Below are 14,886 nucleotides of genomic sequence, written 5' to 3' on the forward strand. Positions count from 1 at the left end.
TGGGAGAGATGCAGAGCGCTCGCCCTGTTGAGGCGATGCGGCCGAATATCTGGCCAAAAGTCGATTTATCATCTGTACGGCATCGGAGAGATAATCACAAGCACTAAGTCAAAATGCAGGATGTTTGACACGCGGCGCAGAAGATTTTGGCGGTGCAATCAGCGGCGCGAAGCTAGGCGGCGGTTTCCATACCGACCGCGCCATGGATTCCCAATCCGGGTCCCCGGTTACCCGAACGAAGCTGCACGCTGCCTTCAGATCCTCACACTCGCCGCCCCAGCGGCCGCGGCTTGTTCCACGGAAGCACCGCCGCGCAGGGCCATGGCGATGGCCGTCGATATGGTGTCGATCGCCAGTGCGCGATCCTGACCATAATCGTAAGAGCTGTTTCTGTCGGAACTCAGCCTGGCATAGTAGCTGTCCGGAAAGCGCTCGTCGATCCGCAGCTTGAGCATTCGCGTTGCTGCGTTGTAATCGCTTTCGAACTGTCGGGATTTTGTGGAATACCCGCCTTCGAAGGTGCCGGCTTCGCGCTCTTTGGACATCGTATTCGCCCTGCGACTCTGAGTTTCGCCAAGGAAAAGACCGATGATTTTGCTGGTCAACCAGCGCATGACGTGCATTCTGTCCTCCTGATTTAAGGGCCGTTGAGCGATGCTCGGTGCTGTCGCGCCGTCTCGCGGATCCGGGTATCCGGCTCGGTATCCGCCCTCCCCGGTTTGACGGGCGCTTGAAGAGCAGTCCTGAATGGCCGCGCATGCGACCGTCTGCGGATAGATCAGTGCCTGTTTTAGGCCGAAGCCATTGGTAAAAGGCTCTCGATGCGAAGCTTCAGCCGCGTCGCCCGGATCGCGTCCAGGGTGCGCCGATGCGCATCTGCGGCAATACCTTCGGCTTCGAGGTCCGTGAGCTGATCGATCAGCCACCCACGCTCCTGAAGACCAGGCAGCTGCGATGAACGTGCAACCATCCTGATCAATCTTTGCATCACCGGGCAAGGCGGTGCTGAGTACGGCTCGACCACGATTGTCATCTCCCGATTTCCGCCAACGTGTCAGCCACGACCGCGGTGCTCGGCGAGGCCCACAATCGACGGAGCCGCCCTGTTGACGGTCACCGGCGGCTCTTTCGCTTTCTTTGACTCGCTGGGCCCGCGGCTCGATTCGGTTGCCATGATCGCGCTTCGCGTCACGTTTGGAGGCAGAATAGGACCGGCTCCGGGATCTGTCGGACGGCCGGATGGCAAGCGGTCGAATCTCCGTTGGGCCGTCATGCGCGCCGTACCCGGTATAGGAACGAAGCGTTAGCCCGTCTTATTCACGAGGGCAGTGGATCTGTGGTGGCGAGCGTAGCGTAAAGCATTGATGTGGCTTAGGGATTGGGTGCTGACGCCAAGTCCTCAGACCAGATCGAGCCCGCCACGCCCGCCATGTCCGATCCTACGTGTCTGCCGTTCGCGTTTCCATCGGTTCGAGGCAAGAAGCTCACAGCTGCTTTCGACGGCGGACGCCTGACCTCGGACGGGGGCGTCCTGTTGCTCGCTCAGGCTGCCCGGCGGATGCAGATCGGTGAGAAGCTCGCCGCGGTGATCCCCGACCGGCGTGACCCGAGCCGGATCGTGCATCCTCTGCCCGAGATCCTGCTGGCGCGCATCCTGGCCATCGCCTGCGGGTACGAGGATGCCGACGACCTCGATCACCTGCGCGTCGATCCCGCCTTCAAGCTCGCCTGTGGTCGCCTACCCGACAGCGGACGCGACTTGATGAGCCAGCCCACCGTCTCGCGGCTGGAGAACACGCCGGGCCTGCGTGACCTGATCCGGCTCGGACGGGTGCTGGTCGACCTCTACTGCGCCAGCTACGCCGCGCCACCGGCGGCTGTCACGCTGGATATCGACGACACCTGCGACGTGGTCCATGGCCAGCAGCAACTGTCGCTGTTCAACGCCCACCACGACGAACGCTGCTTTCTCCCCATCCACGTCTACGACACCGCCACCTCGCGCCCGGTGGCGATGATCCTGCGGCCGGGCAAGACGCCTTCGGGTCGCGAAGTCCGGGGCCATCTGCGTCGTCTGGTCCGGGCGATCCGCCGACACTGGCCGACGACCGCGATCACGATCCGTGGCGACGGCCATTACGGGCGGCCCGAAGCGATGGACTGGTGCGAGGACAACGACGTCGCTTACGTCTTCGGCCTGACCGGCACCAAGTCGCTCACCGCCAAGGTCGAGCCGACCGCCGATCACATCCGGGTCGAGCGGGCCCTCAGCAACACAGATGCCGTGCGCGGCTTTGCTGAGACCACGCACGCAGCCAAATCCTGGCGGCAGCACCGCCGCGTCGCCGCCCGCATCGAGGCGACCCGCCTTGGCCTCGACATCCGCTACGTGGTCACGAACATCGCCACCGGTACGCCCGAATGGCTCTACGCCGAGCTGTACTGCGCCCGCGGACAGGCCGAGAACCTGATCAAGCTCCATAAGGGCCAGCTCGCTTCCGACCGCACCTCCTGCCGGCATCCGGCCGCCAACCAGATGCGGCTCGTGCTGCACACCGCCGCCTATTGGCTGATGCTGACCGTGCGCGACGCCATCCCGGCTCCCCATCGCCTGGCCAAGGCCGAGTTCGCGACGATCCGCCTGCGCCTGCTCAAGCTTGGGGCTCGCATCCACGAGACCACTGCCCGTGTTCGTCTCGCCTTCGCCGCCGCCTGTCCCGAGGCCGACTTGCTGCGCCATATCGCGGGCGCACTCGCCCCAGCGCCAGCCTGAACCACGGGGCGTGATGCCCCATCGACACCGCTCCCGTCCCTCCAGCGCCGACAGCACAACCAGATCCATACGCGTCAGGACAGACGCACGATCCCGCTCGCCTTCAGCTCAAAACACGTCGCCAGCCAAACCCTGGTGAATAAAGCGGGTTAGCACCCCACGTTTGGATGCAGGCCGATGCAGCCGATAGGCTTGGCGCACCTGATGAGAGCGGAACCGTCCTGAAACTGACGGGATGTTTGCCAAGGACGCCTGTCCATCGCAGGCGGGGGCGCAGGCCCTCAGTCACCGGAGCCTGGATCAGTCGATCCGATGATCGTCTCACTCTGCGCCTTCGAGCGCGATAAAGATAGTCCTCTGGCGTTGGGGGCATCCGCTGCCCATGCAGCGGCCCTGCAGTCGCCTCTCCCTCGGCCCGGTCCGAATTACCGGTATTGCGTCGGGGCGCTTCTGACCGCGTACGCCCGCAGTGGCTGCCGCGGCGTCAGCCGACGGGGTCCGCATCGAGCGATACGCGCAGGCGCATCCGCACCACCCCCATCTCGTCGCGGACAGCCGCCATGTAGTCCTGCCGGCCGGGCGCGTCGGAGAATCCCTGCGCGATACGTGTCATGATCTTCACGGCCTGAGACCGGGCGGCCTCGAGGCTCGGCAGGTCGTAGCCGTCTCTGTCGCGGACGATGTCGGTTCCGTCGTGCAGATCGATGAAATAACGCGGCATGGGCGGCTCGGCGAGGCTGATCCGTCCGCCACGCTAAGCCGTTTCCGCACCGGTCCGCTTACCCCTTTTCGGTAGCTTGCCCGGTCCGCGGCGCCACACGCGTCGGTCGCGGCCCTCGGTCCGCCTAACAGGTCGAACGGGCGCCCCTAGCGAAAGTCGCCCGGCGTCAGGCCGTAACGCGCCATCTTGTCGTAGAGCGTCTTGCGGGGCAGTCCGAGCGCCTCGGCGGCGGCCCGGACATCGCCGCCGGCCATGATCAACTCGTCGCGGATCAACTGCCGCTCGAAACGATCCACCTGATCGGTGAGGCTGCCGGCCGCCGCCTCAGTGGCGGATTGCGGCACGGCTCCGAGCCCGAGGGCGCAACGCTCGGCGAAATGGCCGAGTTCGCGGACATTGCCCGGCCAGGTGTGACGGCGCAAATGATCGCGGATGGACGGCGTGACCGGCGGCACCGGCCGTCCGAACCTCTCGGCGGCGCGGCGCAGGAAGTGCTGGAAGAGCAGCATCACGTCCTCGCCCCGGTCGCGCAGGGGCGGGATCGCGATCGTGATGACGTTGAGGCGGTGATAGAGGTCGTCCCGGAAGGTGCCCTGAGCGGCCGCCTGCCCGAGATTGACCTTCGTGGCAGCGACGACCCGCATGTCGACCGGGCGCACCTCGTTCGTGCCCAGCGGTTCCACGGTGCGCTCCTGAAGCACCCGAAGCAGCTTGACCTGCAGCGGCAGCGGCATGCTCTCGATCTCGTCGAGGAAGAGCGTTCCACCCTGTGCGTGCTCGATCCGACCGATCCGGCGCTTCAGCGCCCCGGTGAAGGCCCCGGCCTCGTGGCCGAACAATTCGCTCTCGACGACGCTGTCCGGCAACGCCCCGCAGTTCATCGCCACGAGATTCCGCCCGGAGCGCCGGCTCCAGCGGTGCAGGGCGCTCGCCACCACCTCCTTGCCGGATCCCGTCTCACCGAAGACGAGCACATCGACATCGGCCTGCGCCACCTCGCGCACGAGGGCACGCAGGCTCGCGATCTCCGGAGAGATCCCGAGGAACGCCGGATCCTCCTCGACCGCCGCGTCGAGCCGCGCCCGCAGCGCCCGGTTCTCCATCACGAGCCGCCGCCGCTCCAGCGCCCGGCGCACGGAGGCGACGAGCGCTTCCGCGGGATAGGGCTTGGCCAGGAAGTCGTAGGCGCCGCCCTGCATGGCGGCCACAGCCATGCGGATGTCGCCGTGGCCGGTGATCAGGATGACAGGCAGGTCCGGATCCACACGGCGCAGGCGCGCCAGCAGGCCGACGCCGTCGAGTCCGGGCAGCCGCACGTCGGTGACCACCACGCCGGGAGGCGCGGCCAGGATCGCCGCCAGAGCCGCCTCTGCCGCGGCGAAGGCCTCGACGGCAAATCCCTCCAGTTCCAGGCTTTGGCAATTGGCCCGGCGAACCTCCGCCTCGTCGTCGATGAAGACGACGCGCTCGGTCGCCGCCTCCGCGTCCGCCGATCCGCTCACGGTGTTGCTCCCAAGGGCTTGTCCGCGCCCGGACTGTTCTCCGTCGCCCGGAGCAGCTCCATCCGGAAGACCGTGCCGGCGTCCGCGCCGCCCGCCAGGATCAGGTTGCCGCCGCAATCCTCCACGATCCCACGGGCGATGGCGAGACCCAGACCGAGGCCATCCGTCTTGGTCGTGAAGAACGCGTCGAAGACCTGGCTGCGCAGGGCGTCGGGAATGCCGGGCCCGGTATCGGCCACTTCGACCGCGATGCGCTCGCCACCGTCGGAGCGAAGGTGCAGGCCGACGCGGGCGTCCGGTCGGCCCGCCACCGCGTCGAGGGCGTTCTGGAGCAGATTGACCAGAACCTGTTCCAGCCGCGGACCGTCTCCGAGCACGCGCAGATCCGGGTCGGGCCGGTCTGCCGCGAGCGGGACGTCGAGGGCCGCCGCACGCGCAGTCACGAGTTCCAAGGCGTTCGCCACCACGTCGCGCAGCACCACCGGCTCGCGTCGCGGCGAGGCGCGGCGGGCGAAGCCCTTGAGCTGCCGGGTGAGGCCCGCGATGCGGTCGGTGAGCCGGCTGATGGCGGCCGCGTTCTCGGCCGCGTCGTCGGATCGCCCGCGGCGGATGAGAATCGCGGTGTTGTCGGCGTAGGAGCGGATCGCCGCCAACGGCTGGTTTATCTCGTGCGCCATGCTGGCCGCGAACTGGCCCAGGGCTGCCAGCCGGCCGGCCTGCGCCAATTCGCGGCCGAGGCGCTCGCGTTCGGCCTCGCCGCGCTGTCGCTCCGCGATCTCGGCGCGCAACTGCGCGTTGGTCTCGCGCAGCGCGCGTGTCCGCGCCTCGACCCGGGTTTCAAGCTCCGCCCGGCGCGCAGCGGCCTCCGCCAGCCGGGTCCGCGTCCGGCGGCCGCGGTCGGCCAGGGCGAAGAGCCCATATCCGACGAGCGCCGTGGCCAGCGCCGCGATGATCCAGGCCTGAAGCCGCTCGCGCTCGACAGCGGTGCCGACCGGCGTCAGCGTATGCAACCGCCAGTCCGTGCCGGGCACGGGGGCCTGCGACAGGATCGCGGTCCAGGCCGGCAGTGCCCCCCGGGCGACGCGGACGGCGTCCGGCTTGCCGACGATCGGATGCAGCGGCAGCCGCTTGAGGGACGCCGCCCCGAATTCCTGCCCCGCCTCGATCCGGGCACGCTCGGCGGCATCGATGGCGTCGAGGGTATCGAAGCGCCACCCCGGCTCGCTGGTGACGAGGACGATGCCCCGGGCATCGGTGACGAAGGTCACCTCGTGGGCCGCGCGCCACGCCGCCTCGACCGCGTCGAACTCCACCTTCACCACGACGACCCCGGCGCCAGTGCCGACGCGCCGCGCGAGGTACAGGCCGGGCCGGCTGCTGACCGTGCCGAGGGCGAATTGCGATCCGGCGCCGCCGGCCAGGGCCTGCTTGAAATAGGGACGGAAACCGTAATCCTGTCCAACGAAGCTGCGGTCGCTCCCGGCATTGCTGGCTGCGACCGTGAGCCCATCGGCGCCGATCACGTAGATGACCGCCGAGCCGGTGGCGGCTGCGATTTGTGCGAGCCGTTTGTCGACGCGATCCAGAAGGCCGCGGCCCGGATCCGGCCCGAGTGCGGCGACGACTTCGGGGTCGGTGGCGAGTGCAAGCGGCAGCGAGGCCTGCTTCTGCATCTCGGCCAGCAGTACGCCGACCTGAAGCCCGATGGCCGAGCGGGCGGCCCGCCGCAGATCCGACAGGGCCCAGCGTTCTGCGGTGCGGCCTGCGAGCCACGTCGCCGCCAGGACTGCGCAGAGCCCGAGAAGAATCGCGAGACCCCGCCGCGACGGCGTTCCGTCCGGCGTCCGGGCTCCGCTTTCGGGCGCCGCCGAGCGGATCAACGGGCGCCAACCCGTGCGGAAAGCCGGAACGCTTCGGCCCGAAGCGTGCGGAAATCCGCACAGGAACCGATCGGGCGGTCGCGCCACGGCCGTAAAAAAGCATTTCCTTTCAATGAAATGAAGAAATGCAACTCGCCGCCTTTCGGTGGCATGCCGGTTGCCATTCCCGCCACGTAACGCAGCCATGTCGTCAGTGAACGGCTGCCAGCCGAACGGCCAAGAGCAAGCGCGGACAGCGTCGGACCATTTCGACGCCAGTCGCCCAAACCGAAGCTATCGACAGGGAGAACGCCCCATGGCTGCCGTGCCGTCACCACTCACCGCCCCGCATCCGCCCGCCAAACCGAAGCCGCTGTACCGGACGCTGTACTTCCAGGTCCTGGTCGCCGTCGCGATCGGCATCCTGCTCGGCCACTTCTATCCGCAGCTCGGTGCCGAGATGAAGCCGCTCGGCGACGCCTTCATCAAGCTCGTCAAGATGATCATCGCCCCGGTCATCTTTCTCACCGTCGTCTCCGGCATCGCCGGCATGACCAACCTGGAGAAGGTCGGACGCGTCGGCGGCAAGGCGCTGATCTACTTCCTGACGTTCTCGACGCTGGCGTTGATCGTCGGCCTCATCGTCGCCAACGTGCTCCAGCCGGGCAACGGCCTGCACATCGACCCGAAGTCGCTCGATCCGAAGGCGATCGCCACCTACGCCGGCAAGGCGAAGGAGCAGAGCATCGTCGACTTCCTGATGAACATCATCCCCACGACGGCGGTCGGCGCCTTCGCGGGCGGCGAGATCCTGCAGGTGCTGTTCTTCTCGGTGCTGTTCGGCTTCGGCCTCGCCTTCCTCGGCGACCGAGGCAAGCCGGTCCTGGACATCATCAAGGTGTTGTCCGAGGCGATCTTCGGCGTCGTCAACATCATCATGAAGGTCGCCCCCGTGGGCGCCTTCGGCGCGATGGCCTTCACGATCGGCAAGTACGGCATCAGCTCGCTCGCCAACCTCGCCTATCTCGTCGGCGCGTTCTACCTGACCTCGACGATCTTCGTGCTGGTCGTGCTCGGGGCGGTGGCCCGCTACAACGGCTTCTCGATCATCCGGCTCATCCGCTACATCAAGGAGGAGCTGCTCCTCGTGCTCGGCACGTCCTCGTCCGAGTCGGCGCTTCCCTCGCTGCTGGAGAAGATGGAGCGGGCCGGCTGCTCCAAGCCGGTCGTCGGCCTCGTCGTGCCCACGGGCTACTCGTTCAACCTCGACGGCACCAACATCTACATGACGATGGCGGCCCTGTTCATCGCCCAGGCGACCGATACGCCCCTGAGCTTCGGCGAACAGGCCCTTCTGCTCCTCGTGGCCATGCTGTCCTCCAAGGGCGCGGCGGGCGTGACCGGCTCGGGCTTCATCACGCTGGCGGCGACGCTGGCGGTGGTGCCCTCCGTGCCGGTGGTCGGGATGGCGCTGATCCTGGGCGTGGACCGCTTCATGTCCGAGTGCCGGGCGCTCACGAACTTCATCGGCAACGCCGTGGCCTGCATCGTGGTGGCGCGCTGGGAGAACGAGGTTGACGAGGACAAGCTCGCGGCGGCTCTCGCTGGCCAAACCACCCGACCGGCCGGCCACACGCCGACCCTGCAGGCCGCCGAGTGAGCCGCGGCCGTCGCGGGCCGCGCGTGCGGCTCGCGACGGCCACATCCTAGACAAGCGATCTGCGATCAGCCCGCGCAGACCCTCGGGCGGCTGTGCCGGGACTCCAAGGGCCGATCCCCGGCCGTCAGCCCTGCGCGAGGGCCTGGGGCGCGAAGGCGGCGACGACCGGCCGGAACGCGCCGACGATCGCAGGATCGAGCCGGCCGGCCATGCCCTCCAGAATCGCGTATGCCGCCTCGCTCGCCATGGGCGCCCTGTAGGGCCTCTGCTCGATCAGGGCCGCGTGGATGTCGCAGACGGTGACGAGCCGGACGAGGTCGGGGATGTCGCGTCCCTTGAGCCGGTCCGGATAGCCCGAACCGTCGAGCATTTCGTGATGCGACCGGACCACCAGAAGCATCTGCTGCTCGAAGCCCTGCTCGGCGAGCATGCTGTATCCCTTTTCGGGATGCAGCCGCATCACGGCCATCTCGGTGTCGTCGAGCCGGCCCGGCTTGTTGAGGATGGCGGCCGGGATGTGGATCTTGCCGACATCGTGCAGCAGGGCCGCTTTGGTGACCCGGTGACGCTCCTGCACGCCGAGGCCGAGACTTGTCGCGAAGGCGGCCGCCAGCCCGGCCACCAGCAGGCAGTGCTGGTGCGTGGCATCGTCGAATTGGCGCACCGCCCGGATCCAGTCGCGGATCCCCGTATCCCGGATCGCGACGTCGATGGCCTGGGTGCCGTTGTCGATGACAGCGGGTGTGATCGGCTGATCCGCCACGAAGACCGATGCGTAGAACCCGCGCACCTCTCCCGCCATCCGGACCGCGCAGGCGGGCACCGGCTCCTCGACATGCGCCGCGACGGGTGACGGCGGCCGCTGCGCGCCGAGCCGATCCCGCAGGTGATCGATGTCGATGGGGGCGCACAGCGTGTGCGTCGCACCGAGCGCGACGCCGACGAGCCGGGTGCGCGGGCTCTCGGTCGGCGAAAGGACGACCAGGGGGACCCCGTGCCGGATCTGAACCAGGAGGCGCCGCAGACGCTCGACGGATGCCGTACCGAGATCGAGGACGTCAGTGACGATCGCGGTCGGTGTGCCGACCGGCGCCGCCGCGGCGCGGAGGTCGTGGATCTCGCAAGACAGACCATCGGACAGATCCCCCTGCAAGCCCAGGCTGCGTACGGGATCGTCCGTGATCAGAAGGATACGGCCCATCGGCACGCTCTCTGATCGCGGCCTACGGGAACATTGCGTCAACCGTGTCCTGCGAGACCGAGGCGTCGCCGGGTAGCACGGGGCCATTCAGCAGGGCCGCCTCGCCGCTGCGTCTGTCGTGCGGCAGGTTGGGCCGTGCCGGCCCGTCGCCGGACGCCGACCAGACGCGCAGCATCTCGCCGATCCGCTCCTCCACGAGGACGATCGTGCGCACGACCTTCGAGATCCGCTGCCCGGTCAGGTCCTGGAAGTTGCACGCCTCGAAGATGGTTTGCATCTCGGCCTGAATGGCCTCCGCGTCGGCCCGGGTCGCAGGGTGTTCCGATCGCCTCACGATCCCGCGGGCCAGCCCATCGACGGTCTCCGACGCCGTCAAAATCGCGTTCGTGGCGTCTTCCGTGCCTTGTACGACGGCGTGGAGTTCGTCGCAGGCGCGACTGGTCTCCTGCTCCTGTCGAAGGTCTGCGATTTCCTGGCGCGTCCGCGCGATCGCGTCCGAGATCGACACGAGCTGGCTCCGCAGGAGCCCGACACCCTCTTCTATGGAAACGACGTCCGGTACAGCACGGGCCATGATCGACGATCACCATGCGCTTTAATTTAGGCGCCGAAACTATCGGCCATGTCTTAAGCTGGTCTTAATGCCGATTGTTTCCGTGTGTCGTCAGCGTATCGTACGATTGATGACTTAAAGATTTCATGATTTCGTACTTCGAGCCGGTCGATCGGTCAATTCGATGCCCGTAGCCCCCTCCAGCCTGATGTTCGGAGGCGTGCAACGGTGGTCTGCTGGTCTGACAAGCGGCGGCCATCCAGGGCGCCGTCGCAAGACTCAAGGAATCTCTGCCAGTTCTTTCAACTTGAGGTGGATGCGATGGTTAAATTTGCAATTGCATGTTAAGTGACAGCATTCCGAATGGATCGATTTTGAACAATGCTGCGCGAAAAAAAAGTAAGCTTTTGATGCTCTTTTAGCGGCGTGGTCCGGTCGAAGGCTGGGTATTGAGCACGGAAATCCGAACGGTGGTTCGCTGGCTTGATGGACGAGCGCAGGCGGCGCGCTTCGTGCGGGCGCGCGGGGGTGCGACTGCCGTGGAGTTCGCCCTCGTGGCCCTTCCGTTCTTCGCGCTGATCGGGGCCTGCCTGGAGAACGGGATCGTCTTCTGGGAGCAGGAGATCCTCCAGCAGGCAGTGTCCGATGCCGGCCGGCAGATCTATACGGGCTCCTTTCAGACCGCGAACACCGGCACCACCGATCCTGCGACCCTGATGAGCCGGTTCCGGACGGCGATCTGCACGCAGTCGAACGGCACCCCGCGGGTGACGATCTTCAACTGCGCCAATGTCCGGGTCAGCGTCACGCAGGCCAGCAGCTACGCGGCCGCCAACCCGGTCTCGCCCGTGGCGACCAATGCCAGCGGCGCCAGCGACTGGAACGCGAGCTTCCCCAGCTATTCCTGCGCGGGCGCCTCCGCGATCGTGATCGTGCAGGCGGCCGTGGACGTCCCGATCTTCTTCCCGCTGCTCGGTGCGGCGACGCCGAGCCTGCCCAACAGGCGTCGGGTGATTCAGGCGGCGACGGTCTTCAAGGTCGAACCGTACACAACCCAGTCCGTGTGCTCCTGATGCGCCGGATTCTGGAACGTCTCGCGCGCTACCGATGCGACGAGCGCGGGATCGCCGCCGTCGAGTTCGCGTTCGTGCTGCCCCTCCTCATCATCCTGTATTTTGCCACCGCGGAACTCACGCGCCTGGTCGACGCGAACCGCAAGCTGACGCTGTTCGCGCGCACGCTGAGTGATCTGTCGGGACGCGCGGACAATCCGAGTCCGACGGTCGAAGCCATGGCGACGATCGCGGGCGCCGCGACCGCGATCCTGCGTCCCCTCGATGCCTCGAATCTGCAGATCGTCGTCAACGCCATGGGTGTGGAGTCGGTCTCAGGCACGCTCTATGGCGGGGTCTGCTCCAGCTGGGCCCAGAACGCGACCAAGCGGCCGGCCCAGCAGCGCAACGGGACCAACGGGTTGCCCCCGACGCCGGCCGTCTATCAGTTCGACGGCGCCCGCTACATCCTCGGCGAGGTGACGATGACCTATACGCCGATCATCGGCAGCGCCCTCTACCGCTGGATCTTCGGCAACCGCGGCCTGACCTTCACGCGGCAGATCCCGTGGTCGGAGCGCACCGCGAGCGAGATCATCATGCCGGGCGGCGTGGCTTGCCCGATCTTCAACTAGCGCGACGGGGGCCCAACGTGTCCGCTGTTCCAGCCGGAATGAGCCGCCTCCTCACGCGCTGCGTCCGCAAGTGTGCGCGCTCGCGATCCGGCCAGGTCGCGATCACTTTCGCCCTCGTGATGCTGCCGGTGCTGTTCGCCACGGGGGCGGCGGTGGATTACGGTCGACGCAACGCCGCCAAGGCACAGCTCGACGCGGCCCTCGACGGCGCCGTCCTGGCGGTGATCTCGCAGAAGACGAATTCGATCTCATCGACCAGCCTGCTGAACATGGAGACGCAGTTCCGAGCGGAGGCCGCCAAGGTTCCGGGCGTCACCGTGACCTCCTTCAACCCGGGAACACCCGTCAGCAACTCGGCCACACTCAGCTTGGCAGCGAGCTATACGGCCACGGTGAAGACGACGATCTCATCGTTGATGCAGGTGCCGGTCATGAACATCAACGGGAGCTCGTCCAGCACCCGCAACATGTTCCAATATATCAACTTCTACCTGCTGCTCGACAATTCGCCGTCGATGGGGCTGGCGGCGACCGACACCGATGTCGCCAACATGAAGATCGCGACGGGCGGCTGTGCCTTCGCGTGTCATCAGCACACCTACGACAATAAAGGTCGTATCACAGGGGATAGCCAGACCGACTTTTATCACGTGGCGCTGAAGAACAACATTAAGCTGCGCATTCAGGTCCTGCGTGACGCCGTGTCGGCCTTGGTTGATCAGGCGAACGCAAGCATGTCGCTGTCGCAGCAGTATCAAATGGAAATGTGGACGTTCAACGATTCCACGACGCAGACCCGGCTCCAGGCGATGACGCCGACCCTGAGCCAGATCAAGGCTGCGGCGCCGAACATCGATATCGCGTACGCGTATTACAACCAGTCGGACAACCAGACGGATTTCGAGCGCGCCATCGCGGTCATGAATACCACGATCCCGGCGAGCGGGACCGGCATCACGGCGTCCTCTCCGATCCGCTTTCTGTTCCTGGTCACCGACGGGGTCGAGGATACCGGTGGCAGCGTCACGAACCAGAGCGCCGGCTTTCAAATCCAGAGCGACCGCTTCATCGGCCCTTTCAGCCCATCGACATGCAATGCGCTGAAGAGCAAGAACGTGCGGATCGGCATCATCTATACGCAATACCTGCCGATCTACGACAACGACTTCTACAATCGGTACGTCAGACCCTATGAGGGCCAGATCGGGCCGGCGCTGCGGTCCTGCGCGTCGGACGGGCTGTACTTCCCCGTTGCGTCCGGGGGCGACATCACCGCCGCCATGCTCAAGCTGTTCTCCACCGCGGTGGCATCCGTCCGGATCAGCAACTGAACGGGTATCGGCCACTCCAGGGGCCAGCATGGCCCTGCCTGTCGGCGGCCCTGCGTTCCGCTAAGGCGATCCGGCCGGCATCGGTCCGAGGACATTGACCCAAAGCACGATGGTTTGGCCATGCGGGTCGGGATTGCTGAACCGGTGTGGTCGCCGGCTCTCGAAGCGGAAGCTGTCGCCTTCCGCGAGTTGAAGGGTCCGCGCCTCGACGACCAGGGTCAGGCGCCCCTCCAGAACGAGGCCGGCCTCCTCGCCCTCGTGGCTGAACGGCTCGTCGCCGGTGCTCGCCCCCGGCCTCAGCACCATGTGGAAGAGGCTCATCCCGTGCGTGCCGCCGGGCGGGGTCAGCAACTGCTTGGTGATGCCTGCCCGCCAGAGCTGAAGTTCCGGCCGGTCTTTCCGGAACACCACGATCGGGTCCGGATCGGGCTCGTGCGGGCTGGGCTCGAAGAGGCCGCCGATACCGATCTGCAGCGTGTCCGCGAGGAGCGCCAGAACCCTGAGCGAGGGCGACGACAGACCCCGTTCGACCTGACTGATGAACCCGATCGAGAGACCGGTGCTGGATGCGATCGCCTCGAGGGAGAGCCCCCTGGCGCGCCGGAGGCCGCGCAGGCGCTGACCCACGGCCCGGTCGACCGGTTCCGGACCCGTTGCGTCGCCTTGGGGAATGCTCACCGTCGCACCAACCTGCCTCTCGCGTGTCTCTTCATGCACGTGAAAGTCCCTTGCGTCGATATTGGAAACGTGCGGTATTCTTCACGAGAATGAAATCGGACGGCGGCTCTCGTCGCGCAATCCGGTCATGATGGGAGCGGCAGGATGAGAAGACGGTTGGCCGGGCTGTGTCTGTCGTCGACGCTGCTCCTGGGAATCCTGGGGAGCGCGGTCGGCGCCCAATCCCTGAAGGTCGGTGCGACGCCGACAGGTCTGCCGTTCACCTTCCTGGACACCAAGACGAACACCATCCAGGGCGTGATGGTCGACCTCGTCAACGCGGTCGGCAAAGAGGCGGGCTTCACCGTGGCGGTCGAGCCGCTGCAATTCTCGACGCTGATCCCGGCGCTCACCGCCTCGAAGATCGACATCATCTCGGCGGCGATGTTCATCACGCCGCAGCGCAAGGAAGTCGTGGCGTTCTCGGCGCCGGTCTACAGCTACGGTGAGGGGCTGATCGTCCCGAAGACCGACACGAAGGATTACGTGTCCTTCGCTGACCTGAAGGGCGAGACCGTGGGCGCCCAGGTCGGCACCGCCTTCGTCGAGCCGCTGAAGAAATCCGGCCTGTTCGGCGAGGTGAAGATCTACGATACGATCCCCGACATCATCCGGGACGTGAACTCCGGACGGCTGAAGGCCGGCTTCGCCGATGCGCCGATCCTGGCCTACTACGTGAAGCAGGGAGCGTTCCCCGGCGTCCGCTTGGTCGAGACCTTCAAGCCGACCGTGGTGGCCTCGGTGGGCCTCAGCGTGCGCAAGACCGACGCGGACTTGCTGGCCAAGATCGACAAGGCGCTCGCCAAGCTGAAGGCCGACGGGACGCTCCAGGCGATTCTCACCAAATGGGGCCTGCCGCCATCGGCCGACCGGTCCTGAGCT

Annotated in this window: 15 protein-coding genes; 6 read left to right on the forward strand and 9 right to left on the reverse strand. The window is 66.5% G+C overall.

Going from position 1 to position 14,886, the window contains the following annotated elements; translation table 11 throughout:
• Window positions 1-254: 254 nt before the first annotated feature.
• Together ABC766_RS08125 and ABC766_RS08130 are read right to left on the reverse strand one after the other, a co-directional pair.
• The gene (locus ABC766_RS08125; RefSeq protein ID WP_043346618.1) at window positions 255-623 is read right to left on the reverse strand and encodes a hypothetical protein; all 369 of its coding nucleotides are present in this window, start codon (window positions 621-623) and stop codon (window positions 255-257) included.
• Window positions 624-790: 167 nt separating this feature from the next.
• Window positions 791-1,033 (reverse strand): hypothetical protein, encoded by a 243-nt coding sequence (locus ABC766_RS08130; protein WP_236952835.1) that lies wholly within the window; start codon window positions 1,031-1,033, stop codon window positions 791-793.
• A 396-nt stretch (window positions 1,034-1,429) separates the two neighbouring features.
• On the opposite strand from ABC766_RS08130, the gene ABC766_RS08135 reads away from it, so the two are divergent.
• Entirely contained in the window at window positions 1,430-2,773 is a 1,344-nt protein-coding gene (locus ABC766_RS08135; protein ID WP_043765794.1) for an IS1380-like element ISMex4 family transposase, read from the forward strand.
• 484 nt (window positions 2,774-3,257) lie between these two features.
• On the opposite strand, the gene ABC766_RS08140 is transcribed toward ABC766_RS08135, so the two are convergent.
• The 4 genes from ABC766_RS08140 to ABC766_RS08155 all read right to left on the reverse strand — a co-directional run bounded on the left by ABC766_RS08140 (window position 3,258) and on the right by ABC766_RS08155 (window position 7,142).
• On the reverse strand, window positions 3,258-3,494 hold the full coding sequence (locus ABC766_RS08140) for a DUF6894 family protein (protein WP_043346619.1): 237 nt from the start codon (window positions 3,492-3,494) through the stop codon (window positions 3,258-3,260).
• A 146-nt stretch (window positions 3,495-3,640) separates the two neighbouring features.
• Window positions 3,641-4,996: a sigma-54 dependent transcriptional regulator gene (locus ABC766_RS08145; RefSeq protein WP_345821777.1), complete on the reverse strand. Its 1,356-nt coding sequence runs from the start codon at window positions 4,994-4,996 to the stop codon at window positions 3,641-3,643.
• A complete protein-coding gene (locus ABC766_RS08150; protein WP_345821778.1) occupies window positions 4,993-6,876 on the reverse strand; it encodes an ATP-binding protein in 1,884 nt (627 codons plus the stop codon). Before ABC766_RS08150 ends, ABC766_RS08145 begins: the two co-directional genes overlap by 4 nt.
• The gene (locus ABC766_RS08155; RefSeq protein ID WP_345821779.1) at window positions 6,873-7,142 is read right to left on the reverse strand and encodes a hypothetical protein; all 270 of its coding nucleotides are present in this window, start codon (window positions 7,140-7,142) and stop codon (window positions 6,873-6,875) included. The genes ABC766_RS08150 and ABC766_RS08155 overlap by 4 nt, the downstream gene beginning before the upstream one ends.
• A 29-nt stretch (window positions 7,143-7,171) precedes the next feature.
• On the opposite strand from ABC766_RS08155, the gene ABC766_RS08160 reads away from it, so the two are divergent.
• Window positions 7,172-8,515, forward strand: coding sequence for a dicarboxylate/amino acid:cation symporter (locus tag ABC766_RS08160; RefSeq protein ID WP_342143334.1), 1,344 nt, complete (start codon window positions 7,172-7,174; stop codon window positions 8,513-8,515).
• Window positions 8,516-8,639: 124 nt separating this feature from the next.
• Here the strand turns inward: ABC766_RS08160 and ABC766_RS08165 are convergent, their stop codons facing one another.
• Entirely contained in the window at window positions 8,640-9,716 is a 1,077-nt protein-coding gene (locus ABC766_RS08165; RefSeq protein ID WP_345821782.1) for an HD-GYP domain-containing protein, read from the reverse strand.
• Between the two features lie 22 nt (window positions 9,717-9,738).
• On the reverse strand, window positions 9,739-10,290 hold the full coding sequence (locus tag ABC766_RS08170; protein ID WP_043346637.1) for a protein phosphatase CheZ: 552 nt from the start codon (window positions 10,288-10,290) through the stop codon (window positions 9,739-9,741).
• Window positions 10,291-10,739: 449 nt separating this feature from the next.
• Here ABC766_RS08170 and ABC766_RS08175 point away from each other — a divergent pair, with 449 nt between their 5' ends.
• Genes ABC766_RS08175 through ABC766_RS08185 form a run of 3 tightly spaced genes read left to right on the forward strand, consistent with a single transcriptional unit; the run spans window position 10,740 to window position 13,287 of the window.
• Complete coding sequence (locus ABC766_RS08175; RefSeq protein WP_091955289.1) at window positions 10,740-11,342, forward strand: TadE/TadG family type IV pilus assembly protein; 603 nt, start codon at window positions 10,740-10,742, stop codon at window positions 11,340-11,342.
• Entirely contained in the window at window positions 11,342-11,956 is a 615-nt protein-coding gene (locus ABC766_RS08180) for a TadE/TadG family type IV pilus assembly protein (protein WP_179697983.1), read from the forward strand. The genes ABC766_RS08175 and ABC766_RS08180 overlap by 1 nt, the downstream gene beginning before the upstream one ends.
• Window positions 11,957-11,994: 38 nt before the next feature.
• Complete coding sequence (locus ABC766_RS08185; protein WP_345821783.1) at window positions 11,995-13,287, forward strand: TadE/TadG family type IV pilus assembly protein; 1,293 nt, start codon at window positions 11,995-11,997, stop codon at window positions 13,285-13,287.
• 60 nt (window positions 13,288-13,347) lie between these two features.
• On the opposite strand, the gene ABC766_RS08190 is transcribed toward ABC766_RS08185, so the two are convergent.
• Complete coding sequence (locus ABC766_RS08190; protein WP_279897412.1) at window positions 13,348-13,965, reverse strand: helix-turn-helix domain-containing protein; 618 nt, start codon at window positions 13,963-13,965, stop codon at window positions 13,348-13,350.
• 144 nt (window positions 13,966-14,109) lie between these two features.
• Between ABC766_RS08190 and ABC766_RS08195 the strand changes: the two genes are divergently transcribed.
• Entirely contained in the window at window positions 14,110-14,883 is a 774-nt protein-coding gene (locus ABC766_RS08195) for an ABC transporter substrate-binding protein (protein WP_342144782.1), read from the forward strand.
• The last annotated feature ends 3 nt before the right edge of the window (window positions 14,884-14,886 follow it).

Origin of the sequence: Methylobacterium fujisawaense (assembly GCF_039619325.1) — a bacterium.
GTDB classification, from domain to species: domain Bacteria; phylum Pseudomonadota; class Alphaproteobacteria; order Rhizobiales; family Beijerinckiaceae; genus Methylobacterium; species Methylobacterium fujisawaense.